Origin of the sequence: Arthrobacter sp. AK01, from assembly GCF_021109375.1 — a bacterium.
GTDB lineage: Bacteria > Actinomycetota > Actinomycetes > Actinomycetales > Micrococcaceae > Arthrobacter.
Window position 1 is genome coordinate 1 of sequence record NZ_JAJOHP010000021.1, and the last position, 24,516, is coordinate 24,516.

General features: G+C 61.4%; 26 protein-coding genes. 14 read left to right on the top strand and 12 right to left on the bottom strand.

What is annotated here, in order from left to right; genetic code table 11:
- Positions 1-177: 177 nt before the first annotated feature.
- Positions 178-471 carry an HPr family phosphocarrier protein gene (locus LN996_RS09295; protein WP_231340109.1) on the bottom strand — a complete coding sequence of 98 codons (294 nt, stop codon included), beginning with the start codon at positions 469-471 and terminating at the stop codon, positions 178-180.
- Between the two features lie 177 nt (positions 472-648).
- Here LN996_RS09295 and LN996_RS09300 point away from each other — a divergent pair, with 177 nt between their 5' ends.
- Positions 649-1,437, top strand: a complete 789-nt coding sequence (locus tag LN996_RS09300; protein WP_231340110.1) for a GntR family transcriptional regulator — start codon at positions 649-651, stop codon at positions 1,435-1,437.
- 123 nt (positions 1,438-1,560) lie between these two features.
- On the opposite strand, the gene LN996_RS09305 is transcribed toward LN996_RS09300, so the two are convergent.
- From LN996_RS09305 to LN996_RS09320, 4 genes are all read right to left on the bottom strand, one after another.
- Complete coding sequence (locus LN996_RS09305; protein ID WP_231340111.1) at positions 1,561-3,234, bottom strand: ubiquinol-cytochrome c reductase cytochrome b subunit; 1,674 nt, start codon at positions 3,232-3,234, stop codon at positions 1,561-1,563.
- Positions 3,212-4,282, bottom strand: coding sequence for a ubiquinol-cytochrome c reductase iron-sulfur subunit (locus tag LN996_RS09310; protein ID WP_231340112.1), 1,071 nt, complete (start codon positions 4,280-4,282; stop codon positions 3,212-3,214). The genes LN996_RS09305 and LN996_RS09310 overlap by 23 nt, the downstream gene beginning before the upstream one ends.
- Positions 4,283-4,379: 97 nt before the next feature.
- Positions 4,380-5,168, bottom strand: coding sequence for a c-type cytochrome (locus LN996_RS09315; RefSeq protein ID WP_231340113.1), 789 nt, complete (start codon positions 5,166-5,168; stop codon positions 4,380-4,382).
- Positions 5,169-5,256: 88 nt separating this feature from the next.
- On the bottom strand, positions 5,257-5,895 hold the full coding sequence (locus LN996_RS09320; protein ID WP_090821562.1) for a heme-copper oxidase subunit III: 639 nt from the start codon (positions 5,893-5,895) through the stop codon (positions 5,257-5,259).
- 148 nt (positions 5,896-6,043) lie between these two features.
- On the opposite strand from LN996_RS09320, the gene trpD reads away from it, so the two are divergent.
- Positions 6,044-7,102: an anthranilate phosphoribosyltransferase gene (trpD, locus tag LN996_RS09325; protein ID WP_231340114.1), complete on the top strand. Its 1,059-nt coding sequence runs from the start codon at positions 6,044-6,046 to the stop codon at positions 7,100-7,102.
- A 36-nt stretch (positions 7,103-7,138) separates the two neighbouring features.
- Here trpD and LN996_RS09330 read toward each other — a convergent pair whose 3' ends face one another.
- A complete protein-coding gene (locus tag LN996_RS09330; RefSeq protein WP_144648325.1) occupies positions 7,139-7,417 on the bottom strand; it encodes an Lrp/AsnC family transcriptional regulator in 279 nt (92 codons plus the stop codon).
- A 72-nt stretch (positions 7,418-7,489) separates the two neighbouring features.
- The gene (locus LN996_RS09335; protein ID WP_231340115.1) at positions 7,490-7,879 is read right to left on the bottom strand and encodes a DUF3054 domain-containing protein; all 390 of its coding nucleotides are present in this window, start codon (positions 7,877-7,879) and stop codon (positions 7,490-7,492) included.
- A 126-nt stretch (positions 7,880-8,005) separates the two neighbouring features.
- On the opposite strand from LN996_RS09335, the gene LN996_RS09340 reads away from it, so the two are divergent.
- From LN996_RS09340 to LN996_RS09350, 3 genes are all read left to right on the top strand, one after another.
- Positions 8,006-8,383, top strand: a complete 378-nt coding sequence (locus LN996_RS09340) for a VOC family protein (protein WP_231340116.1) — start codon at positions 8,006-8,008, stop codon at positions 8,381-8,383.
- 142 nt (positions 8,384-8,525) lie between these two features.
- Positions 8,526-8,981, top strand: a complete 456-nt coding sequence (locus LN996_RS09345; RefSeq protein ID WP_231340117.1) for a VOC family protein — start codon at positions 8,526-8,528, stop codon at positions 8,979-8,981.
- 74 nt (positions 8,982-9,055) lie between these two features.
- Positions 9,056-9,484, top strand: coding sequence for a VOC family protein (locus LN996_RS09350; protein ID WP_231340118.1), 429 nt, complete (start codon positions 9,056-9,058; stop codon positions 9,482-9,484).
- Positions 9,485-9,621: 137 nt separating this feature from the next.
- On the opposite strand, the gene LN996_RS09355 is transcribed toward LN996_RS09350, so the two are convergent.
- Positions 9,622-10,104, bottom strand: coding sequence for a MarR family transcriptional regulator (locus LN996_RS09355; RefSeq protein WP_231340119.1), 483 nt, complete (start codon positions 10,102-10,104; stop codon positions 9,622-9,624).
- 104 nt (positions 10,105-10,208) lie between these two features.
- On the opposite strand from LN996_RS09355, the gene LN996_RS09360 reads away from it, so the two are divergent.
- Entirely contained in the window at positions 10,209-11,417 is a 1,209-nt protein-coding gene (locus LN996_RS09360) for an NAD(P)/FAD-dependent oxidoreductase (RefSeq protein ID WP_231340120.1), read from the top strand.
- A 75-nt stretch (positions 11,418-11,492) separates the two neighbouring features.
- Here LN996_RS09360 and LN996_RS09365 read toward each other — a convergent pair whose 3' ends face one another.
- Positions 11,493-13,886, bottom strand: a complete 2,394-nt coding sequence (locus tag LN996_RS09365) for an excinuclease ABC subunit UvrA (protein WP_231340121.1) — start codon at positions 13,884-13,886, stop codon at positions 11,493-11,495.
- 131 nt (positions 13,887-14,017) lie between these two features.
- On the opposite strand from LN996_RS09365, the gene LN996_RS09370 reads away from it, so the two are divergent.
- From LN996_RS09370 to LN996_RS09380, 3 genes are read left to right on the top strand one after another with little or no spacing between them, the layout of a single operon-like run.
- Complete coding sequence (locus LN996_RS09370) at positions 14,018-15,154, top strand: type III polyketide synthase (protein WP_231340122.1); 1,137 nt, start codon at positions 14,018-14,020, stop codon at positions 15,152-15,154.
- Positions 15,151-15,888, top strand: a complete 738-nt coding sequence (locus LN996_RS09375; RefSeq protein ID WP_374202215.1) for a class I SAM-dependent methyltransferase — start codon at positions 15,151-15,153, stop codon at positions 15,886-15,888. Before LN996_RS09370 ends, LN996_RS09375 begins: the two co-directional genes overlap by 4 nt.
- On the top strand, positions 15,881-17,011 hold the full coding sequence (locus LN996_RS09380) for an NAD(P)/FAD-dependent oxidoreductase (RefSeq protein ID WP_231340124.1): 1,131 nt from the start codon (positions 15,881-15,883) through the stop codon (positions 17,009-17,011). The genes LN996_RS09375 and LN996_RS09380 overlap by 8 nt, the downstream gene beginning before the upstream one ends.
- Here the strand turns inward: LN996_RS09380 and LN996_RS09385 are convergent, their stop codons facing one another.
- On the bottom strand, positions 17,012-17,419 hold the full coding sequence (locus tag LN996_RS09385) for a nuclear transport factor 2 family protein (protein ID WP_231340125.1): 408 nt from the start codon (positions 17,417-17,419) through the stop codon (positions 17,012-17,014).
- A 51-nt stretch (positions 17,420-17,470) separates the two neighbouring features.
- Here LN996_RS09385 and LN996_RS09390 point away from each other — a divergent pair, with 51 nt between their 5' ends.
- A complete protein-coding gene (locus tag LN996_RS09390; RefSeq protein ID WP_231340126.1) occupies positions 17,471-18,145 on the top strand; it encodes a peptide deformylase in 675 nt (224 codons plus the stop codon).
- Positions 18,146-18,156: 11 nt separating this feature from the next.
- On the opposite strand, the gene LN996_RS09395 is transcribed toward LN996_RS09390, so the two are convergent.
- Positions 18,157-20,178, bottom strand: a complete 2,022-nt coding sequence (locus tag LN996_RS09395; RefSeq protein ID WP_231340127.1) for a S9 family peptidase — start codon at positions 20,176-20,178, stop codon at positions 18,157-18,159.
- A gap of 69 nt (positions 20,179-20,247) precedes the next feature.
- On the opposite strand from LN996_RS09395, the gene LN996_RS09400 reads away from it, so the two are divergent.
- The 4 genes from LN996_RS09400 (at position 20,248) to LN996_RS09415 (ending at position 23,305) form a co-directional block, all read left to right on the top strand.
- Positions 20,248-21,090, top strand: coding sequence for a methyltransferase domain-containing protein (locus LN996_RS09400; protein WP_231340128.1), 843 nt, complete (start codon positions 20,248-20,250; stop codon positions 21,088-21,090).
- A gap of 80 nt (positions 21,091-21,170) precedes the next feature.
- Positions 21,171-21,632: an NfeD family protein gene (locus LN996_RS09405; RefSeq protein ID WP_231340129.1), complete on the top strand. Its 462-nt coding sequence runs from the start codon at positions 21,171-21,173 to the stop codon at positions 21,630-21,632.
- Positions 21,633-21,724: 92 nt separating this feature from the next.
- Positions 21,725-22,702, top strand: coding sequence for an SPFH domain-containing protein (locus tag LN996_RS09410; protein ID WP_231340130.1), 978 nt, complete (start codon positions 21,725-21,727; stop codon positions 22,700-22,702).
- Between the two features lie 255 nt (positions 22,703-22,957).
- A complete protein-coding gene (locus LN996_RS09415) occupies positions 22,958-23,305 on the top strand; it encodes an RNA polymerase-binding protein RbpA (RefSeq protein ID WP_011774875.1) in 348 nt (115 codons plus the stop codon).
- A gap of 278 nt (positions 23,306-23,583) precedes the next feature.
- On the opposite strand, the gene LN996_RS09420 is transcribed toward LN996_RS09415, so the two are convergent.
- The gene (locus LN996_RS09420) at positions 23,584-24,327 is read right to left on the bottom strand and encodes a polyprenol monophosphomannose synthase (RefSeq protein ID WP_231340131.1); all 744 of its coding nucleotides are present in this window, start codon (positions 24,325-24,327) and stop codon (positions 23,584-23,586) included.
- Positions 24,328-24,516: the final 189 nt, after the last annotated feature.

Here is a 24,516-nt window from a genome sequence, read left to right on the forward strand (position 1 = left end):
GCGGGGGGGGGTGCGGGGGGGGGGCGGCCGTCTCTACCCCCCCCCCCCCCCCACCCCCCCCCCTCCCCCCACACAACCACTCGCCCCCCCCCCCCCCGGCGGGGGCCCCCCCATTCTCTTTAAGCTCATGCCGAGGATCCGGCACGAGGTCGTTCAGCCTGGGGCGGGTAGTACCTCTCAGCGGGCCTCTATGGCCTCAAGAACGGCCGAGAGGGCGATCAGCGCATTCTCGGCTCCCGACAGCGTCTGTTCGGCGCTGAGGGCACCTGGTTGCACCTCTAGATAGACTTCACAGCCGTGACCGAAGTCTTCGGTCATGACCTCAAGTAGGGAGCGGGCGTCGACTGGTTGACCACCCTGCTTTCGAATGGTGACCGGCATACCGGTTTCGGTGACGGCGCGGACGAATACCGCGGCTGCCCGGGCGTGCAATCCGATTTCGGCGGCAACGAAGGCCTTCTGCTCCGGCAACCCAACTCCTTTGTTATGACGGTGTCCCGTCTTTGTTATGACGGTGTCCCGTCAGAAAATGATCCATACCAGCGTAGCCTCAGGGGTAGTGCCTGCTCCACATCGCGGTTCAGTGGTCTAGACCTGAAGCCTCACTGAATTATCCTTGATACATGACTCATTTGCTGGACAGCTGCCGTGCCTGAGGCGGCAAACATTGCCGGCGAGATCGACCGCAGCAGCGGCACGCCAATCTATGTTCAATTGCGTGAAATCCTCCGGGCCTTCATTGCGCAATCCTGCCCGCCTGGATCAGCGCTTCCGTCGGAGAGAGATCTTTCGGAACGCTTCGGTCTGGCGCGTATGACCGTTCGTCAGGCCATCGACGCCTTGGTGGGTGAAGAGGTGATCGAGCGCGTAGTAGGGCTTGGAACGTTCGTCAGAAAGCCAAAGCTTGATCTCCAAGTCAAGCTCACTTCCTATAGCGAGGAAATGCAGCGGCGAGGCATGGTCCCTGCGGCCAAGGTGCTGAGTTTCGAACAGATTGGTGCCAGTGCGTTCCTCGCCCGGGAGCTCCAGTTGGAGGAGGGTACCCCGTTGGTTCGCTTCCGACGACTTCTGCTGGCCGACAACGAGCCAATGAGCGTTGACGAGAACTTTATCCCGGCGCACAGGGTTCCGGGACTGCTGGATGAGGCACCACCTACCTCGCTGTACAACGTTTTGAGCGAACGCTTCGGCTTGGTCATGGAGTGGGGTGAGGACATGATTGAGGCCACAGCGGCCTCTCCCTCCACCGCGAGACTCCTCAACGTCGACGTCGGTGCCCCCTTGCTCAAGATTCAGCGCCACGCCTTCGTCGCCCGCGCCATGGTGGACTATTCAGTTTCCTACTATCGGGCAGACCGCTACAAACTTTGGGTTCCCCTGCAGCGACCAGGGGTTCGGCCTACGAGAAACTATTCGTCGGGATACCGAACCCAGTAGCACTCCAAGGGTCGCTCCCGGGCCAAACACCACGGGCTTGGCCCGGACAGTCCATTAAAGAAGACAAAAAAGCAGGGCCCGGTCGGATGGACCGGGCCCTACTTCAATGTTGAGTGCTAAGCGCTAGTGGCTCAGGCTCTTCTGGTCTTCGCCAGCTGCAATGGCCTCGTGGTGGCCGTGTGCGTGGGCGGCTTCGAGCTCTGCCGGAGTTGCCGGGGCAACGCGGTCCTCGAAGAACCACTTGGAAAGTGCCGCGCGGCGCTTTTCCTTGCGGGTGACAACGCCATGTTCGTTCGGTTCGGCTGGCAGGGGAGCCGGCGATTCGAACCCAACGAGCTTGTACCGCTTGTACTCGTCAAGCGGAGCGTGGACCTCAATGAACTCACCGTGGGGGAGCCGGACGATTCGTCCGGTTTCACGGCCGTGCAAGGCAATTTCGCGGTCCTTGCGCTGGAGTGCGAGAGCGATTCGCTTGGTCACGATGAAAGCAAGGATCGGGCCGATGAAGAACAGCGTCCGGAGCCAGTAGGTCACATCGTTCAGCGATACGTGGAAGTGTGTCGCAATAAGGTCGGATCCAGCTGCAGCCCACATCACGCAGTACCAGGTGAACCCTGCAACACCGATCGCCGTGCGGGTAGGAGCGTTGCGCGGACGATCGAGAACGTGGTGTTCGCGGTTGTCCTTGGTGATCCAGCGTTCGATCCACGGGTACATGAACAGCACAGTGAAGATGATTCCGGCGGGTACAAGTGCCGGAAGCAATACGTTCAACGTCAAGGTACGTCCGAAGATGACCCACTCGAAGTGGAAGTCGTTGATGACGCCGGGCATGAGGCGCAGCGCACCATCGACAAAGCCGATGTACCAGTCGGGCTGGGTACCAGCGGAAACCGGAGAGGGGTCGTAGGGCCCGTAGTTCCAGATCGGGTTGATCGTGAAAGCGGCTGCCATGAGCGCCAGGACGCCGAAGACGATGAAGAAGAATCCACCGGCCTTGGCTGCGTAGACCGGGCCGAGGGGGTAGCCGACGACGTTGCCGTCGTTGCGACCGGGGCCGGGGTACTGGGTGTGCTTGTGCACAACCACCATGAAGAGGTGGATCACGATCATCAGCAGGATGAGCGCGGGGACCAGCAGGATGTGCAGGACATAAAGGCGGCCAATGATGGCGGTACCCGGGAATTCTCCCCCGAAGAGGAAGAACGAGGTGTACGTGCCGATGACCGGGATCGACTTGATCACGCCGTCGATGATGCGCAGACCGTTACCGGAGAGCAGGTCATCGGGGAGCGAGTAGCCGGTGAAGCCTGCTGCCATTGCCAGGATGAGCAGGACGCCGCCCACCACCCAGTTCATTTCGCGGGGCTTACGGAACGCACCCGTGAAGAAGACGCGCAGCATGTGAACACCAAGGGATGCCACGAACAGCAGGGCTGCCCAGTGGTGTACCTGGCGCATGAACAGGCCGCCACGGACGTCGAACGAGATGTTCAGCGAAGAGCTGTAAGCAACGGACATTTCGACGTTATACAGCGGAGTGTATGAACCCTGGTAATGGGTTTCCGCCATCGACGGATCGAAGAAGAACGTCAGGAATGTACCTGACATCAGCAGGATGACGAAGGAGTACAGCGCCACCTCACCGAACATGAACGACCAGTGGTCGGGGAACACCTTCCGGCCGAACTCACGCAGGATGCCGGAGCCGCCCACACGCTCGTCCACGAAGTTGGTGAAACTACCAACCTTGGTCTTCGGAACGAAGGGGGCTTCAGCTGTTGATGAGGCGCTCATGCTCGTCACGCTCCCAGTAACTCGGTCCTACAGGTTCTCTGAAGTCGCTCGTGGCGACGAGGTAGCCCTCTGCGTCAACTGCGATGGGCAGCTGGGGGAGCGGACGGCTTGCCGGTCCGAAGATGACCTTGCATTCCTGCGTAAGGTCAAAAGTGGACTGGTGGCAGGGGCACAGAAGGTGGTGCGTCTGCTGCTCATAGAGAGCAACCGGGCAACCGACGTGCGTGCAGATCTTGGAGTAGGCAACGATTCCGTTGTAGCTCCAGCTTTCTCGGCCCTCGGAGGGGTTCAAAGAGTTGGGATCCAGGCGCATCAGCAGAACGACGGCTTTTGCCTTCTCGTTCAGCTTGCCTTCGTGGAGCTCGTTGAGGCCTTCGGGGATGACATGGAAGGCCGAGCCGATGGTGACGTCCGAGGCCTTGATGGGGGTGCCATCGGGGTCGCGGGTCAGGCGCTTGAGTTTTCCGTCCTGGGGAGCCCACATGGTGTGTGCCAAGGCATCGTCAGGACGCGGTCCCAGGTCGCCGAAGATGGCGAGAGCGGGCAGCGGGGCAAGCGCAACGGCACCAAGAAGGGTGTTGCGGATCAGCGGGCGGCGCTTGATGCCGGTCTCATCGACGATGTCGTCGACGATCCGGACTGCTGCCTGCCGATCTTCTTCGGTACGGATAGCGTGGCGCTCTTCAGACACTTCGTGATCGGGCATCAGGGCCTTGGCCCAGTGCACGATGCCGGTGCCGATACCAAGCATCGCGAAGGCCGTACCGAGTCCCAGAAGAAGGTTCTGGGTACGGATGGTCGCAATGGTGGTGTCGTCGCCAAGGTCGATGGCAAAGTATGCCACCAGGAAGACCAGCGTACCGATGACGGAGGTGCCAAACAGAATGGCTACCTGACGCTCGGCGCGCTTTGCGGCTACCGGGTCCGTGTCAGCCAGGCGCAAACGATGCGGAGGGAGTCCAGGATCCTGGAACTTCTCCACCTCATTCTGACCAGCCGTAGCTACGGTGCCCGAGTGGTTCGGACTGCCGTCACTATGGTTGCCCATAATTCGCCTCATCCTTCTCTCGTTGTCCCGGCCGGAGCCGAGTTATTTTCAGTTTCAAACTGCTGACCATGCAGCAGAAGTTTTTGTGGTGTCCGGATCAGGACGTACGGGACGTCAGCCAGATCGTGAATGCGATGATGACACCCAAGCCGGCAACCCAAACGAAGAGGCCTTCGGATACGGGTCCAAGTGAACCCAGGTCGGCGCCACCGGGTGAACCGTCGGCTTCGATGGTCTTCAGGAAGGTGATGATGTCGCGCTTGTCTTCAGGCGTGATGTTGGAATCATTGAAGACGGGCATGTTCTGCGGGCCGGTCGCCATGGCTTCGTAGATGTGCTCTGCGCTGACACCTGCCAACGCGGGGGCAAACTTACCGCGGGTCAGGGCGCCGCCGGCAGCGGCAGCGTTGTGGCACATGGCGCAGTTGACTCGGAAGAGTTCGCCACCGTTGGCTGCATCTCCCTTGCCGTCCAGGAGGTGTTCCTCGGGGATGGCCGGGCCTGCGCCGAGGGAAGCAACGTAAGCAGAGAGCTGCTTGGTCTGCTCCTCGTTGAACTGGGCGGGCTTCTGCTGGGCCTGCGGTCCGCTCATCTGCATGGGCATACGACCGGTACCAACTTGGAAGTCAACTGCAGCAGCACCCACGCCGACCAGCGAGGGGCCGTCCTGGGTTCCGGACGCACCCATGCCGTGGCAGGTGGCGCAGTTGGCGGCAAAGAGCTTGCCGCCTTCTTCTACGTCACTTGCGCTGAAGCTTGTGGTGTCGGCCTTGGCCTGGTTGACAGTTGTGGCAACGGCGTAGAGCCCACCAGTGAGGAGGAGGCCCATCAACAGCAGCGCTATGGCTGCCAGTGGGTGACGTCGCTTCTGCGAGAGTGCCTTCACGTGGTGGTTCCTTTATTCGATCCTGCGTCGGCTCCGCGAGCCGCTTCTTGAAATTCTGCCTCTTGTAGAAAAAGAGTCAAAGCCGGGCTTACTTGAGGACGTAGATGACCAGGAAGAGGCCGATCCACACAACGTCAACGAAGTGCCAGTAGTACGAGGTGACGATCGCCGACGTAGCTTCAAAGTGCCCGAACTTCTTAGCCGCAAACGCACGGCCGATGATGAACAGGAACGCGATCAGGCCGCCAATGACGTGCAGGCCGTGGAAGCCTGTTGTCATGTAGAAGGCGGAGCCGTAGGCGTTGGACGACAGGGACACGTGCTCCGAGACGAGCATGGCGTATTCCGTGGTCTGCCCGGCTACGAAGAAGGCACCCATGATGAAGGTAAGGACAAACCATTCAGTCATGCCCCAGCGGGTGAATTGGAGCGGGCCGCCCGTGCGGCGGGGTTCGAGCCGCTCGGCGGCAAAGACGCCCATCTGGCAAGTAAACGAACTTGCCACAAGGACGATGGTGTTGACGAGCGCAAACGGGAAGTTGAGCTTGGCCGTCTCCTCGGCCCACATCAATCCGGATGTGGAGCGCAGGGTGAAGTACATGGCAAAGAGGCCGGCGAAGAACATCAACTCACTGGACAGCCAAACAACGGTTCCAACAGAAACCAGGTTGGGGCGGTTCAGCGTCGGGTGCGCCGGGGTACTGGGGGCATGGGTCGCAGATGTCACAAGGACATTATGTCTGTAAAAGTCCAGACTTCCCAATGCAAACCACCGATTCGGGAGACTTTTTCTACAAAGACGCGAATTCGCGCGGAAAAGTTCCCGGCCGCGTTCACATTGGTCATCGGCGTGGCTGGCTCGATAGCATCAGGGAGTGACTTCTCCGGCATCGGCACCTGCAGCCAGCAATACCTGGCCAGGGCTCATCTCAGCACTGATCAACGGCGACGACCTTGCAGTGGGCAACACAGAGTGGGCCATGAACACCATCATGGCCGGCGAAGCGACTCCGGCGCAGATCGCGGGCTTCCTGGTAGCTCTGCGGGCCAAGGGCGAAACTGTCGAAGAGTTGGCCGGTTTGGTTGAAGCGATGGTGCAGCACGCCAACCCGATCGATATCTCCGGGCAGAAGTTGGACATCGTGGGAACCGGGGGAGACCGGTTGAACACCGTGAACATCTCCACCATGGCAGCGCTTGTGGCTGCCGGGGCCGGGGCCAAAGTGGTTAAGCATGGAAACAGGGCCGCTTCTTCGACCTCTGGCTCAGCGGACGTGCTGGAGGCCTTGGGCGTCCGCTTGGACCTTTCGATCGAACAGGTGGCCCGAAATGCGGAGGAGGCCGGAATCACGTTCTGTTTCGCGCAGGTCTTCCATCCCTCCTTCCGGCACACTGCTGTCCCGCGCCGGGAACTCGCCGTTCCAACGGCATTCAATTTCCTTGGTCCTATGACAAATCCGGCGCACGTACAGGCTTCCGCCGTCGGTGTAGCCAATGCCCGGATGGCACCGCTCGTGGCTGGAGTCCTGGCGCGCCGCGGCAGTCGTGGACTGGTTTTCCGGGGTGATGACGGCCTTGATGAACTCACGCCCACCGGGCCATCGACAGTTTGGGAAATCAGGGACGGAACGGTCACTGAGCAGGTGTTCTCGCCGTCGGAACTCGGAATCGTGCCATCAACGGTGGCCGACCTTCGAGGCGGCGATGCCGCCGCAAACGCAGGCGTGGTCCGGGACGTCCTTGACGGGAAGACCGGCCCGGTACGGGATGCAGTCCTCCTCAATGCCGCAGCCGGACTGGTGTCTTTTGATCTGCACGCCGACGGCAGCCTGATCTCGCGTATGCGTCATGCGTTTGCCCGCGCAGCAGAATCCGTTGATTCGGGCAAGGCTGCCCACGTGCTGGCGAAGTGGACCGAACTCAGCCGGAGCTGAGTTCGGGCATTCCTCCTGGTTCCAGAACGCGAACTGCTACTCGAACCCCAGTGCGAAGGCTGCGTCAAGGTCGTGTTGCGAGTAGGCGCGGAAGGCAATGTGGGTGGTGGTGTGGACCACCGAGTCAACCTTCGAAAGGCGGTCGGCGATCACGTCCGCAAGCTCGTCGTGCTTAGTGACCCTGGCTACCGCAATGAGGTCCCACTCGCCTGTGACGGAATAGACCTCGCTGATGCCTTGAATGGCAGAGATTTGCTCAGCTGTCTCCGGGATGCGTGAGGCATCGGTCTTGATCAGGACGAAAGCGGTGATCACGTGGGGCCTTTCCGGAAAAGCATCGTTGCGGACTGTTTCCAGCGTAGTGCATTCTCCGGCGACGCGACTTGATCAAACACCGCGTTGCCGTCCCTGCGCTGCACGCACCAGCACTGCAACCAGTGCACGGTACCCGAGCAGGAAAACCGCGAGGCTGATCGTCGCCACAATGACGAAGGGCAGCACTACCGTCTGGCCAGTGGCGGCCCTCAGCAGCATCCCAACAAGCACCGCGCCGATCCAGATGGCTACGCCGGACGGCCACAATGCAAACGGGGCCCGCCACGCGCGTGAGACGGTCCAGGAGATGACTGCTCCGGCGAGGAATGGCCACGCCGTGGAGAAGGCGCCGGAGACTATGTCGCCCCGTGCGTGCGCGTCCCGGCCGATAGCAGCGAATAAAAGGATCAACACGACGTCGGCAAGTACTGCCGGGATCCACGATCTGGATGATGAAAGCATGCTCCTGACACTATCCGGCATGGGCCAAAGGGGCGAAGTCCGGGCTGCGGCGCCTCCTTGCCTGTTGACGGGCGTGACAGCCATGATGACAGGAGCCAAAGGACCAAACCAGCGTAGGAGGACGCCTTGAGACTTATTCAAGTGGCCCAGCACGCCGAGGATCTGCAGCGCGCGGCAGCTTTCTACTCTGCGCTGCTGGACGCCCAACCGAGTGCCCTGTTCGAACCCCCTGGACTCCTGTTCTTTGATGTTGGCGGTGTCCGGCTCTTGCTGGAGAGGGGAGCGCCTTCGGCACTGATCTATTTGGAGGTGGGCGACCTTCACGGAACCGTGGCAGCACTTCGGAACCGGGGCGTGAGGATCATCGCGGAGCCACACATGATTTTTACCCATGACGACGACACCTTGGGACCCCGGGATTCAGAAGAGTGGATGGCGTTCATTGAGGACAGTGAGGCCAACACCGTGGGGCTGGTCAGCCGGGTCCGGACCGCGGGGGACTAGCGGTTTTCACTGTCAGCAGCCCGGTGGTTCGGTGGGACAACCGACGTCGGGTGGATTCTCCGTCGTGCATTGTGCGCGGTGACCGGCGGTACTAGCCTCGGTCGGGGGACCAGCGTTTCCCAAGATCCTTGAGGAGTGGTTGATGCAAAAGATTTCCACGTGTTTATGGTTCGACGGCCAGGCGGTTGAGGCCGCGGAGTTCTACACGTCTACCTTCGGAAACTCATCCATGGGGCAGGTTATGCCGGGGCCTGATGGCAGTGCCCTGACCGTCGAGTTCGAGATTGAGGGCAGGCAGTTCATGGGCCTCAACGGGGGACCGGCTTTCACATTCAACGAGGCAGTTTCGCTGGTAGTCAACTGCGATTCCCAGGAAGAAGTCGACCGGTATTGGGGCGCCCTCGTTGCCGGGGGTGAGGAGAGCATGTGCGGCTGGCTGAAGGACAAGTTTGGCCTGTCGTGGCAGATTGTCCCGACAGCAATGACCGGACTGCTGAACGGCCCGGATCCTGAAGGCTCACGGCGTGCAATGGAGGCAATGCTGAAGATGCGAAAACTGGACATCAACGCCTTGCAAAAGGCGTACGACGGCGACTGAAACTTTGTAAGACAGGCGCCTCGCGGCGCTGCTAGCACGGCCGCACACATCACAACCATGAGGAGAACCGACCAATGACAACCCGCCTCAATCCATACATCTCTTTCCAGGACAACGCCCGCGATGCCATTACCTTCTACGAATCAGTCTTCGGCGGCGAACTGAACATCAGCACATTCGGCGACTATCAGGCCAGTGAAGACCCGGCCGAGGCCAACAAGGTCATGCACGCCATGCTGGAGACACCGGGCGGGTTGACGCTGATGGCCGCTGATACCCCCAATGGCATGCAGTACAACCCCGGCGACAATATGTCCGTCTCCTTGAGTGGGGAATCCGCCGATGAAGCCGAGCTCCGTGGCTACTGGGACAAACTGGTCGACGGCGGAACCGTGACGGTGCCGCTGGAAATGGCACCCTGGGGCGACACCTTCGGGATGTGCGTCGACAAGTTCGGAATCGGGTGGCTTGTCAACATCGCCGGGGACCAACAAGGTCAATAAGGACTTCCGACAGGATTGGCCATTGCCGACGCATCGGTTGATTGGCCGAGCTCGGGGGAGACTCATTCCCTTTACTTTACATAATGTAGATTATCGGCGTTATGAACGAGTGCCCGGGAGGGGTGTCGGGCTGAGCGTCAGCCTGCTTCGTTTCCCAAGCGCGCTGCTGCGTTCTTCTGGATTTCCGCGGCCTTGGCGGAGTAATCGGCGATGACACGCAGGTCGTCGTTGCTGTAGCCCTCAAGTAAGCCCGTCAATCCACTCATGAAATCGACGAAGTATGGCGTAGCGGCAGTTACCTGGTCGCCGATCAGCTCTATCAATACCTTCCGTTTATCCTCGTCATGCCTGACCCTGCGGGCTATGCCTTTGCCTTCCAGCCGCTGCATCAGCCCGGTCACCGAGGCTGGCGCCAAGCCTGAATGCTGGCCGAATTCTCCTGCCGTCATGGGCCCGAACCGAAGAAGGATATCTATGGCTTTACCTTCGGTTGCGGACAACCCTCGGAGTTCGGAGAGTTTCGTGTGGAACATCACGGCCGCCGTCGATAGTTCCCGGCCGGAAGCGAAAACAGCTTCCAGCAGGGCCTTTCGAGCGTCCGCGTCGCCGTCTGAGTGCATCCTCAGAGGCTAGCAAGGTATTTCGCGATTCCGAAAGGATTGACGCACCCGAGTCTCAGCGATATATTTCGTTCGACCGAACGAAATAATAACTGGAGGCTCTGATGTTGAATTGCATGGTTGTGGGTGCTGGTATTGGCGGACTCTCCAGCGGCATAGCGCTGCACAAGGCCGGTCATCGACCTGTCATTTTCGAAGCCTACGGAGCGCCGTCGGATGGTATCGGCGGCTTCCTGACAGTGGCCGTCAACGGTTTCGATGCCTTGGAAACCCTCGGACTCAAAGCGGCAGCAGACAACTTGGGTTTCAGTACTCCACTCATGTCCATGTACTTGGGAAGTAACGGCAAACACCTCATGGACTTCGACTTCGGCGGGTCCCTGCCCGACGGAACCACTGCCCGCACGATGACCCGTTCCGAGCTGTACAGCTTGCTCAGGGAAGAAGTCGGTCGGCTCGGTATCCGCATCGTTTACAACAAGCGGCTGACCATGGTGGAAGAAGACCGCGACGGCGTGAGGGCAGTGTTCCACGACGGAACCACAGAACGTGGGGACATTGTGGTTGGTGCCGATGGCCTTCATTCACGCGTCAGAACGTTGATAGACCCCACGTCGCCGGCGCCCAGGATCATTCCGTTGCTCAACACGGGCGGCATAGTCCCTGCCGGGGTTCTGGAGCCCGGGCCGATGGACGTCGAAGCCGGGCGCATGAAGATGGTTTTCGGTAAGCGCTGCTTCTATTGCTACATGCAGGATCCCGACGGCCGGATCTGGTGGTTTGCCAATCCCCTGCAACGGTCCTCTGAAGATCCCGCCACCTTGGACGCCGGCGCCCGCAAAGCTTGGTTGACCAGGCTCGTCGCCGGGGACCGTACGATAATGGCGGCCATTATCGCCGCTACGGATGACATCATCAGGCCCTACACGACCTCGGATTTTCCAAGCATTCCCCGCTGGCACCGCGAGAGGCTTGTTCTGGTGGGCGATGCCGCCCATGCAGCGTCGCCGTCGTCCGGTCAGGGAGCTTCCATGGCAATCGAAGATGCGGTCACGTTGGGTCGTTCGCTCCAGGGGCTGGAGCCGGACGCAATTCCGGAGGCGCTGGGGCGTTATGAGAACGAACGCAGGACCCGGGCGGAATCGGTGGTCGAATGGGGGCGCAGAAATGCGGCGCCGAAGATCCGCGGCCAGTTCAAGCGCGTTTTCGAGGACCTGGTGCTGCCCGTGGTCTTCCGTGGGATCGCACGGACGTCCACGGACAACTTTGATTGGGTGTATCGGCATCACATTCAGTGGGACACTGCGAATTGAGGCTCCTACTGATGCAAGGGATCAGGAAGGCGCCGGGCCGGCATGGACTCTGCCGGCCCGCCACGCGAGGAAGTCTCAGGCGCTCACATAGGCGGCCAGGTGCTTGCCGGTGAGCGTCGACTTGCCAGCCACAAGCTCGGCGGGCGTGCCAGCGAAAACAATCTTGCCGCCGTCGTGTCCTGCGCCCGGACCAAGGTCAATGATCCAGTCGGCGTGAGCCATGACAGCCTGGTGATGTTCGATGACGATGACTGACTTGCCGGACTCCACCAATCGGTCCAGCATTCCCAGCAAGTTCTGGACATCGGCCAAGTGCAGGCCGGTGGTCGGTTCGTCCAGAATGTAGATATCGCCCTTTTCGGACATCTGCGTTGCCAGCTTGAGGCGCTGGCGCTCACCGCCGGACAATGTTGTGAGTGGCTGGCCGAGGGTCAGGTAGCCCAAGCCAACATCGGCAAGGCGGTCAAGGATCTTGTGGGCGGCAGGGGTGCGTGCCTCGCCCTCGCTGAAGAAGCCCTCTGCGTCATTGACAGACATTGCAAGCACCTCTGCAATATTTCGGTCCCCCAGTTTGTACTCCAGAACTGACGCCTGAAAGCGCTTTCCGTCACACTCTTCACAGGTGGATTCAACGGTCGCCATGACGCCGAGGTCCGTGTAGATAACGCCGGCGCCATTACAGGTGGGGCAGGCGCCTTCGGAGTTAGAGCTGAACAGCGCCGGCTTCACGCCATTGGCCTTGGCGAAGGCTTTGCGGATCGGCTCCAGGAGTCCCGTGTAGGTGGCAGGATTGCTCCTGCGGGACCCGCGGATGGCGCCCTGGTCGATCACGAGGACACCGTCGCGGGTTGCGACCGATCCATGAATCAAGGAGCTTTTTCCGGAGCCAGCCACGCCGGTCAGCACGCAGAGAACGCCGAGGGGGATGTCGACGTCGACGTCCTTCAAGTTGTTCGTTGATGCGCCGCGGACTTCAAGTTTGCCGGCCGCCGAACGGACGTCCTCCTTGATGGAGGCGCGATCGTCGAGATGGCGACCGGTAATGGTGTCGCTCCCCCGCAAACCGTCAAGATCGCCCTCAAAGCAGACGGTGCCGCCGCCGGTACCGGCGCCCGGTCCCAGGTCCACAACGTGATCGGCAATCGCGATCGTCTCGGGTTTGTGTTCCACCACCAGGACGGTGTTTCCTTTGTCCCGCAACTGCAGCAGGAGCTGGTTCATTCGCTCGATGTCGTGCGGGTGCAGCCCAATGGTGGGTTCGTCGAAGACGTACGTAATGTCTGTCAGGGACGAGCCAAGGTGCCGGATCATTTTGGTCCGCTGTGCCTCTCCCCCGGACAACGTGCCGGCGGGCCGATCAAGGGAAAGGTAGCCCAGTCCGATTTCGGCGAAGGAATCCAGGAGGTGCTGGAGTCCCTTCAGGAGCGGAGCAACGGAAGGCTCGTCGAGGTCGCGGATCCAAGCGGCAAGGTCGCTGATCTGCATGGTGCACACGTCTGCGATGCTCTTGCCCTTGATCTTCGACGATCTTGCCTCGGGGCTCAGGCGCGTTCCTTCGCACTCAGGGCACGTGGTGAACGTGATGGCCCGCTCAACGAACGCCCGGATGTGCGGCTGGAGCGCGTCGACGTCCTTGCTCAGCATGGACTTCTGGATCTTGGGGATCACGCCTTCGTAAGTAAGGTTGATGCCCTCTACCTTGATTTTGGTGGGCTCACGGTACAGGAGATCGTGGAGTTCTTTCTTGGTGAACTTGGCGATGGGCTTGTCCATGTTGAAGAAACCCGAACCGCTGAAGATGCGTCCGTACCAGCCATCCATGGTGTAGCCCGGGATGGTAAGTGCGCCTTCACTGAGGGACTTGCTGTCGTCGTACAGTGCGGTCAGATCGAAGTCGTTGACCGAACCCATGCCCTCACAGCGCGAACACATTCCACCCAAGCGGTTGAAGGAGGCCTTCTCAGTCTTGGTCTTGCCCTCGCCGCGCTCCACAGTGATGGCACCGCTGGCCTTCACTGTTGGGACGTTGAAGGAGTAGGCGTTGGGTGAGCCGATGTGGGGGTGTCCCAGGCGGCTGAACAGGATCCGCAACATCGCGTTGGCGTCGGTGGCCGTACCCACCGTTGACCGCGGGTTGGACCCCATTCGCTCCTGGTCCACGATGATCGCCGTCGTCAGCCCTTCGAGCATGTCAACGTCCGGTCGGGCCAGGGACGGCATGAAGCCTTGCACGAACGCGCTGTACGTTTCGTTGATCATGCGCTGCGATTCTGCAGCGATCGTGGCGAATACCAGCGAACTCTTCCCGGACCCGGAAACGCCCGTGAACACTGTGAGCCGACGCTTCGGAATCTCGATGCTGACGTCTTTCAGGTTGTTTTCACGCGCACCTTGAACCCGGATCAGGTCGTGGGTGTCAGCAACGTGCGAATCGGGAGATTGCGTGTCAGCGCCCGCGGCAAAAGTCATGATTTCTCCATCTGTTAGGCGGCGCTGCCCAACAGTTCCCCGTCGGCGTCGCCTGGCTCACCTTGACCAACCTCGGTCAGTACGTTTGATTCTGCCATTGTCTTCACAGGTTTACTCACTAAGAATGAAGCATGCCGGTATACGTGAGGTCCCTTGAAACCGCAGTTCCGCCAACCATCCTCGTCCAGCAACAAGCACGCGAAGTTTTTGCGTCCCAGCCAGGCCTGACCCGGCTGGGAACGCGTCTGGTCACCACCTGTTTTGATTCAGCAGCCATCGACACCCGCTACACCGCGGTCGAAGAGCTCAGCCTTGACGCCCATCCCGAGAATCCAAGGTTCTTCGATCCCGAAACCAACAGGGTCCTGAGCCCCAGCACCAAGGTCCGGAACGAAATCTTCGCCACCGAAGCCACCAAGCTTTTCGTGGAGGCAGGAAAGACGGCTGTGGCTCAAGCGTCCGGCATCGACCTGGACGACATCACCCACGTCATTACGGTCTCCTGCACTGGCTTCTTCAATCCAGGACCCGACTACAAGGTGGTCCGGGCCCTTGGGCTCAACCCTGCTGTGCAGCGGTACCACCTCGGATTCATGGGCTGCTATGCCGCCTTCCCGGCACTCAAGGCAGCCAAGCAGTTCTGCATGGCCGATCCCAAGGCTGTGGTTCTGGTGATCTGTGTTGAGCTCTGTTCCCTTCACGTCAGGACCTCGAATGATCCAGACACGATCATGGGCTCAGCCATTTTCGGCGACGGCGCGGCGGCAGCAATCGTCACCGCCCGTGAACCGGAGGGGCCGGATCCGGTGATCAGGCTGGACCATTTCGAAACTGTCCTCACCCCGGTGGGCGAGGAAGCCATGGCCTGGAACATCGGCGACGAAGGATTCGAAATGGTGCTGGGCTCGTACGTTCCGCACATCATCGAAGAACACATCACCGGAGCCTTGGAGCCGCTTCTCGCGAAGGAGCCTCAGCTGGCCGGGCTCCCTTATAGGGACATCACACATTGGGCCATCCACCCCGGTGGCCGCAGCATCCTGGACAAGGTGGAATCCAAGCTGGAGCTGACACAGGAACAGTTGGTGCCTGCCCGGGAGACACTGCGCGAGTACGGCAACATGAGCAGCGCCACGGTGTTGTTTGTCCTGAAGTACATGATGGAGAAGCCAGCCACGGACCGTGAGGAGCGCATCTGTTCCATGGCTTTCGGTCCGGGCCTGACGGTGGAGACTGGCCTCTTTACTCTGGTCTCCCCTGCCCTGTGAGTCCATGGGGATCCCTGCAGGACAGGGATCTGCACGCAATTGAGGAGATGGACAGGGCCGACTGCGACTCCGAACGCCTCAATAAGACCTACGCCAGGTTTCCGGTGGTCAACAGCCTGCTTTCGGGGTGGCGGGGCACCTACCACCAACGGATCCGGCCCCTGCTGACGGCAGGCACGAAAGGATCGCTGCTGGACATCGGATGCGGCAGCGGAGACGTTGCCCGGCGCCTTGCGCTGTGGGCTCAGCAGGATGGCTTCACCCTCGAGGTGACAGCCATCGATCCCGACGCTAGGGCGTATGCATTCGCGTCACAGGCTCGAGGCGTGGATGGAGTTACCTATCGTCAGGCCCATAGCTCCGAGCTCGTTCGGGAGGCACGGACCTACGACATCGTGATCTCGAACCATATCCTCCACCACCTCGACTCCGGGCAATTCGAAGGCGTACTGCGCGACTCTGAGTCGCTCAGTAAAAGCCTTGTCCTCCACAATGACCTCAATCGCAGCAATGTCGCTTACCTGTTGTTCGCTGCAGGCTTTTGGCCCTTGGGCCTGGGTTCCTACATTTGGGGTGATGGCCTGACGTCCATCAAGCGCAGCTATACAGCGGCGGAACTGGCATCAGCGGTGCCCGACGAATGGCGGGTCGAAAGAAACGGCCCGTGGCATAACTTGCTCGTCCATGAGCGGCGCCTTGCCGTGACCCAGGACCAAAGGCAAGAACATGCTTGACGTTGTGATTGTCGGTGCCGGTCCGGTGGGACTCTTCATGGGTGCGTTGTTGCTCCAGGGCGGGCACCAGGTCCGCATCCTGGAGCGCCGCATCACCAGGAGTGGCCGTTCACGGGCCATCGGCATCCACCCTCCAGCGCTGGCGGAGTTGGCGCGAGCCGGGGTCGCCGACGAGCTGATTGCGGCCGGGGTCCATATCCGCCAGGGCGTGGCCTACAGCCAACGGCAGAAGGTTGCCACCTTGGCGTTCGACGGCGACCCCGCATATCCGTTCATCCTTGCAGTGCCGCAAGCAATCACGGAGAACATCCTCGAGAAGACGGTGATGGCATTGGACCCGGGGGCCATTATCCGCGGCGCCGATGTTCAGGAGGTAGTGGACGATTTCAGGTCCGTCCACATCGTGGCGGACTCATCTTCAGGGAGACGTGAACTCCGTGCCAGCCTGGCGGTGGCTGCTGATGGAGCGCATTCGTTATTCCGTCAGCGGGTCCTGCCGCACCTTCCGTCCCGGAGCTATCCGGACTCTTACATCATGGGCGACTTCGCGGATACAACCGGGCATGGGAGCGACGCCGTCCTGTTTCTGGAGCCTGCGGGGATTGTGGAGTCGTTTCCGCTGCCAGGTGGCGTGCGCAGGTGGGTGGTAAGGCTGGGAGCGCCGGACAATGGCTCGACGGCGGCCGGGCTGGCTGAGTTGGTTGGGGTCAGGACGGGCGAGGTACTGGATGCCGGCACCAACACGATGGTGAGCGCCTTCGAAGTGCGTTCACGGCTGGCGAAGCGGATGGTTCACGGCCGTCTGGTCCTTCTCGGGGACGCTGCGCACGAAATAAGCCCTATCGGAGGGCAGGGCATGAACCTGGGATGGCTGGACGCCGCTGCACTCGCGCCCATCATGGGCACTTCGTTCCGGGGGGACGATGTGGGGCGAATTCTGAAGAACTTCGAAAAGTCACGCCGGAGTGCAGCTCTGCGGGCATCCAGACAGGCCGGGTTGAACATGGCTCTCGGCCGACCGCTGGCACCTCATGTCATGGACGCCAGAAACAAGCTCTTCGCCAGTGCTCTTCAGGTTCCCGCCGTCGCAGGCTTGGTGGAGCGACGCTTCACCATGCGCTAGCTATTCCGGCGTTGTGTAGTAGCAATCGTAGGTGTCCTGGCTGATGATCAAACCTTCGCGAAGCTCGAAAACGGCGGTGCTCCGGGCACGGATGGTGTCGCCGCGATCCCAATGGGGCAGGTCAAGGAGCAGCGTGGCAGACCAGTTCATTTCCAGCACTACCCGATTTTCCTGGCTGGTGGTGCGGACAACGTCAAACCGCTGATTGGCAACAATTTCCTTGCTGTGGTCGGCGCCGGCCAACGTTTCCGCGAGGGTCCTGGTGGAGCCTGTCTTGGACAAGGCATGCGGCCACTCGGTGAGTTTGAAGTCCTCGGCAAGGAAGGGCCGCAGCTCAGCAGCTCCGCCGCCGGCTTCAACTGTTTTGACGAAGCCCAGTACACGGTCCAAAGGGGTGGAATCGCTCATCCGTCGAGCCTAGTCCACCGGCGCGGGCAACTGCCGCGTTAGGCTCAACACATGACGCACCAACCTCATCCCGAGGCCAAGAGCCCTGCCACTGACTTCAATCCCACGCAGATCAGGGACACTGTCCGCCGACTGCTTGATTCGGAAGAGCTCCCGGTCATTGTCCAGGCGGGGCACCCGGTCCTGCGCCAGATGGCCGCCCCGTTCGATGGCCAGATCGACGACGTAGAGTTGATGGCCCTGGTGGATCGGATGCGCGATGTCATGCACGATGCTCCGGGGGTTGGCCTCGCTGCTCCGCAGCTGGGGATCCCCTTGCAAGTGGCCGTGCTTGAGGACAAGTACGAGGTTGACCCGGCATCTGCGGCCGTGCGCCACCGGGAACACCTGGAATTCTTCGCCATCATCAACCCGGAGTACAGGCCGCTCGGGATTGAGACAGCCTCGTTCTACGAAGGATGCCTCTCAGTCGCCGGCTACCAGGCTGTTGTGAAACGCCACCGCAACGTCGAGTTGCGCTTTACCAATACCGCCGGCGAGCCCATGGAAGAGTGGTTTTCAGGATGGCAGGCCCGTATCGTCCAGCACGAAACCGACCACCTCCACGGCTGCCTGTACTTGGACCGAGCCGAAATCCGGTCGCTGTCCAGCAACGAAGAGCACTCGGCGCGTTGGTCTGCTCCGGAGATTGAGGATGCCGCCCGGGCTCTCGGGTTCCAGCGCTGAAACCCGGGACGTCATTGCTGGGCGTGAGGCTGGTTTGACGCCGTGGGGAGGAACTTCGCCCACCAGCGAAGGATGTGTTCGAAGCGTTGCCTGCGATGATGCGGAGTCCCGGATCGGGACAGTTCGTGGTCCTCGCCGGGGAACACCAGCAGGGCAGTTTCCACGCCTTGGGCCTTCAACTGTGAATAGTAGCGCTGTCCCTGTTCAATGGGGCAGCGTAAGTCATTTTCGCTGTGAACCACCATGGTCGGAGTCTTGACGGAGCCCGCGACGGCCATAGGGCTCTGGGCTGCCATCTGCTCAGGCGTACCCCCGGTGTATTCTCCGCCAAAGAACCAGCCAATGTCAGATGAACCAGTGAAGCTGACGGGGTCCAGGAAGCCGCGTTCCACGATCGATGCCTTGAACCGGTGGTCATGGGCAATGGTCCATGCGGTCAAGTAGCCGCCATAGGAACCGCCCATGATGCCTACGCGGTCCCCGTCCAACGCATCCACCGCCGCCAGGGCGGAGTCCAGGAACGCAAGGACGTCTTGCATATCCAGTGTGCCCATGCGCTCCTTGATGGCCCGCCCGTGGGCCTGGCCATACCCGGAAGACCCGCGCGGATTACACATCACCACTGCGTATCCGGCAGCAGAGTAAACCTGTGCTTCGTCGAAGTAGGCGCCGGTGTACTGCGCGAACGGTCCGCCATGGATATTGAGCAGGACGGGGTGTGGGCCGGGCCCGTCAGGCAGCACCAGCCAACCGTGGATGGGGTGGCCGTCCTCAGCGGATGCCTCGAAGTCCACTGGTTCACTGACCCGTGAGTTGTTCCTGAGGCCTGCAGAGAAGTCCGTCAACAGGCGCAGCTCACCTCGTTCCAGCGACGCCACATCGCCCACGGTGGCGGCATCCGAATAACTGACCGCAATTTCTCCGTTGGCCGCCACGGTTGCCCCAATGACCACCCTGGCGCCATGGACAAGCGGTGTGATCCCGCCTTCCGCGGGAACATCCAGCAGTTCGACGCTTCCCAGGGCCGTGTTCAGGACCAGCACGCTTGCGGGACCACTCGGCTCCAATGGCCCGGAGACATCCAGGTATTCGACATCGGTCAGTCGTGTGGCCTCTCCCCCGCCGATGGGCATGGCATGGAGCGAGGTGTTGCGTGCCACGAAATCCTTGCCCGTTTCTCCCATGTCCTGGGCAAGGTAGAAGAGCCACTGACCGTCAGTTGATGTGCGGACCTCGGTGACGGTCTGCCGCTTTCCTGTGGATGGGTCGACGGCGATGGGCTGGCCTCCGGAAGCATCGACGCGGTAGATCGAGGTGACCAGGTCGTCGTCGTGTCCTTCCTGCAGGCCTGCCACGAAATAGAGCTGTGAACCGTCAGAAGAGAAGCACGCAGACTCATGGTCAGCATCGCCAAAGGTGATCTGCCTGGCTGCAGGAACGCCTGAGACCACGCGGGCTGGTTGTTCGTGTGCGGCCCGCCCCCTGAGGGCGACTGCCGGCTCGCCACCCAGTTCCGGGACCTCAACGACGAACAACTGCTGGCGTTGGTCGGAGGTATATCCCAGGCCGTTCGCCCTGTACTGATTGGTTGTGATGAGGCGGCCGTCCTCGCCGCCTGCCGTGACGCCGTCGACCGTTCCGTAGCGCCCCTGCTCCGGCACGCGGGCCGCGAAGGCGATTCGGTGGGAGTCGGGCGCCCATTCGAAACTACCCACTCCGGCATGCTGATCCGTGATTCGCTGCGGCTCGCCACCGGCCGCCTCCACGACGAACAACTGCGGCTTCCCGTCGGGCTCGCTGCGAAGGAAGGCAAGGACCAAGCCATCAGGTGAGAAAGCCGGGGAGGTGTCCTTGAAGCCCCGGGTGATGCGACGCGGATGTTTGGTGGTGTCCAAGGGGATGCTCCACAACTGGCCGACGTAACTGTCAGCATCAAAATCCGGCCTTGTGACAGATACCACCGCCTTGGTCCCATCGGGGTGGATGGCCGGGGCGGACACAGAGTTCAGCAGGGAAAGTTGCTCGGGTTTCACGAGGGTGAGCCTAGCCCGGCGGCCACGCGCGCGGCACCAGACACTCCGTCCCGCCGTAGGATTGAAGCCATGTTGTCCGACGCCGTCGCTGCCCTCCGTTGTCCTGTTTGCCAAGGGGCGTTCAATCTCACGGCGGACCCGCAGCGGACACTTGCCTGCCGGTCCGGACATACTTTCGACGCCGCGAAACAGGGCTACTTCAACATGCTGACTGGTAAGGGCACCGTGTTCGAAGCTGATACGGCGGACATGGTGGCGGCACGTTACCGGTTCCTCGATGGCGGGCACTACTCCGCCCTGGCTGATGCAGTTGCCGACATAGCCGCTGGCGTGCTTGAACAACCCGATGGGGTGGTTCTGGACGCGGGCACCGGTACCGGTCATTATCTCCACGCAGTAGTCCGGAAAACCGGAGCCACTGCCATCGGCTTGGATATCTCCAAGTTCGCTCTCCGCAGGGCGGCCCGCCTCAACCCGCAGTCCATCAACCTGGTATGGGACATTTGGCGCCCGTTGCCTGTGGCGGATAATTCCGTGGACGCCGTCATGGTGGTTTTTGCCCCGCGGAACCCCGCAGAATTCGCCCGCGTGCTCCGCCCCGGCGGAAAACTGGTCATCGTGACACCCCGGCCGGGCCACCTTGCCGAAATCGCTGCCCGGACAGGCATGTTGGGTATCGAAGAAGGCAAAGAAGAGCGACTGGCAGAGACCATGCGGGGGCACTTCGGTTCAGGGACCAGCGACAGCCTGGATATTCCCCTGGTGTTGAGTGGACCGGAGGTGGCCGACGTCGCCGTCATGGGCCCGGCCGGCCACCATCTCCGCCCGGGGCAGCTGTCCGAACTCGCCGAACTGGACGGTTTGGTGTCCACCACGGCGAAGTTCCGGATCAGCGTGTTCAACGTGTCCTGACGTGGGACGGTACGTCGGGCTAGGATGGAAGGACAGCGACTGTGATCCCGCCCGCGGGATCCGGGACCAAGGGGGAACGGATGTTTGAATGGCTCGGCGAGAATTGGTGGGCCCTCTGGCTCACGGTCTTCCTCGCGTTCGCAGTGGTGGAGATGCTGACTCTCGACCTCTTCTTCATCATGCTGGGCGGCGGAGCCCTCGCTGGGCTGATCGCTGACTTCGCCGGCGCCGATTTTTGGCTGCAGATCGTCATCTTCTCCGTAGTATCCCTCCTCATGATTGCCTTCGTGCGGCCCGTTGCGCTCAAGCACCTCCACAAGGGGCCCGAAGAACAACGATCCAACATCGACCGCCTGATTGGGCAGTCCGCTCTCGTCATAGAAGCCGTGAGCGGAACCAGCGGACTCGTCAAAATTGGTGGTGACGTCTGGAGTGCACGGAGCACCGCGGGAGTCCTCGACGCCGGTGCGACAGTCCAGGTCACCAAAATTGACGGCGCGACGGCGGTAGTCGCCTCGTCTGCCGACAACAGCCCGCGCTGAAGCGCGCCCATTGATTTAGTCGGTTGCCGGGTTGGGCAGCCCGCCCGCGCATAGCCGCATCAAACCACGCAATTGGGGAACGAAGGAGATGTATGGACGGCTTAGGAGGAACAGCAGCAGCAATTGTGCTGATTGTTCTCGTCATTTTTGTCATCATCGTGTTGGTCCGCTCGGTAAGGATCATCCCGCAGGCGCGTGCCGGCGTCGTTGAACGACTCGGCAAGTACCAGCGCACGCTCAACCCGGGACTTACCATCCTGATCCCGTTCGTCGACCGGCTGTTGCCGCTGCTCGACCTGCGTGAACAGGTAGTGTCATTCCCGCCGCAGCCGGTCATCACAGAAGACAACCTGGTGGTCTCCATCGACACCGTGGTCTACTTCCAGGTCACCGATCCAAGGGCAGCAACGTACGAGATCGCCAACTACATCCAGGCCGTGGAGCAGTTGACCACCACCACGCTTCGTAACGTGGTTGGTGGGCTTAACCTTGAAGAGGCCCTCACGTCCCGTGACCAGATCAACGGTCAGTTGCGCGGAGTCCTCGACGAAGCGACGGGCCGCTGGGGCATCCGCGTATCCCGCGTGGAGCTGAAGGCGATTGATCCGCCCCACTCCATCCAGGACTCGATGGAAAAGCAGATGCGCGCAGAGCGTGACCGCCGTGCAGCCATCCTGACCGCTGAAGGCACCAAGCAGTCCCAGATCCTCACCGCAGAAGGCCAGCGACAGGCCGCTATCCTCGCTGCTGAGGGCGACGCGAAAGCAGCCATCCTCCGTGCTGACGGTGAAGCCCAAGCCATCCAGAAGGTCTTCGACGCGATCCACAAGGGAAACCCGGACCAGAAGCTCCTTGCCTACCAGTACTTGCAGACACTCCCGAAGATCGCTGAGGGAAGCTCGAACAAACTCTGGATCATTCCGAGTGAAGTCGGCGAAGCGCTCAAGGGCATTGGTGGCGCCCTCGGTGGGAACGGCGGGGACTCCCCTGTTGGTCTCTTCGGTGGCAATGAGGAACCCAAGGCCTCTGCACCCACGGCATCCGGGGAACACGCGAAGCCCGCTGAATAACTACTATTGACGGCGTTGCGAGCGGTCAGCCATCCGGCTGGCCGCTCGTTGGCGATACCGCCTTTTGAGTAGTAGGACCTGTTCCGCGTATAATGGGATATTTGTCCGGCTGGTTCAGTGTGGATGGAACATAAAAGCTTTGCCAGGCGTTGCAATTAGTGATGCAAGGTGTGCAGAAGTAGTCCGTAAGGAACGTGAAAACGGCTTACGGCTAGCGCGGAGTTCCTGCTCCGCGAACAGACAGAGGGAGTAATCATGAGCGATCGCAGCCTGCGGGGTATGCGTCTTGGCGCCCAAAGCATGGAAACCGAGTCCGGCGTTGAACCGGCACCGCGCCAGCGGGTCGAGTACCGCTGCGAGGATGGCGAGCAGGTCTTCGTAACCTTCTCCTCCGAAGCCGAGATTCCCCCGGTTTGGGTCTCCAAGACGGGCAAGGAAGCGCTTCTGGTTGACGGCGAGCGTCCTGTGGATGCCAATGAGAAAGCTGTGCGTACCCACTGGGACATGCTCCTTGAACGTCGCAGCCTTCCCGAACTGGAGCAGATCCTTGAGGATCGTTTGAACATTCTGCGTGAACGCCGTGGAGAGCGTCGTTCCGCATAGCCTGCAACGCAGACACGAAAGGGGGGGGGGGGGGGGGGGCCGCGACCCGGCCCCGCGGGGGTGGGGTTGGGGAGGGAGTTGTGGGGGGGGGGGGGGTGGGGGGGGGGGGGGGGGGGGGGGGGGGGGGGCGCCCGGGGCCGGGGGGGGGTAGGGCCCCCCCCGGGGGGGGGCGGCCCCCGGGGGGGGGGGGGGGGGGGCCCCCAACCCCCCCCCCCCCCCCCCCCACCCCCCGGCCGGGGTCCCCCACGCACCCGGACCCGGCCTTTCTTCTGCTGCTACTACTTTGCGATGGCAGGTGACTTGCGGGTGAGCTTAGCCCAGCGTGCCGCCACTCCCCATTTGGTGACGTTGATCATGGCTTCCACCACGATGTTGCCGCTCATCTTGGAGGCACCAAGTTCACGTTCCACGAACGTGATGGGGCGTTCTTCGATACGGAGGCCAAGTTTGGCCACCCGCCACGCGAGGTCCACTTGGAAGCCGTAGCCAACCGACTCGACTTCGTCCAGGTTCAGGGCCTCAAGCGTGGTGCGCTTGAAGGCGCGGTAGCCGCCCGTTACGTCCTTGATTTTTACACCCAACATGATGCGCGCGTAGGTGCTGCCGATGCGGGAGATGGCTTGGCGGTACAGCGGCCAGTTAACGACACTTCCACCGGTAACCCAACGGGAGCCCATTGCGAGGTCTGCGCCGTCCTTGACGGCATCGAGAAGCAGTGGCAGTTGCTCCGGCTTGTGTGAACCGTCAGCATCCATCTCCACCAGGACGTCGTATCCTGCGGCCAGGCCCCACTTGAAACCGGCGATGTAGGCGGCGCCGAGTCCTTCCTTGCCCTTACGGTGCAGGACGTGCACCTGGGTATCCGCTGCGGCGAACTCGTCGGCAAGCTGTCCCGTGCCGTCAGGGCTGTTGTCGTCAACCACCAGAACATCAGACTCGGGAACAGCTGCGCGCAGCCGTCCCAGTGTCACGGGGAGCGATTCGAGCTCGTTGTAGGTGGGAATGATCGTCAGGACACGCAAGAAGAGGCCTTTCCTTGATGGAGCGGTCAGTGTGCCGGACCAGCCTGGCGGCTGGCATTCTGGCGCAACTCTCCATTATAGGACGCCGGCGGGCACTCCTTGAGCGGCTGTGGTGTCGGACACAGGCACTGGCGTGGAGAGGGACCGGAATGCCGCGGGCAGGTCCACAAGCCCAGGACCAGTGGCGCC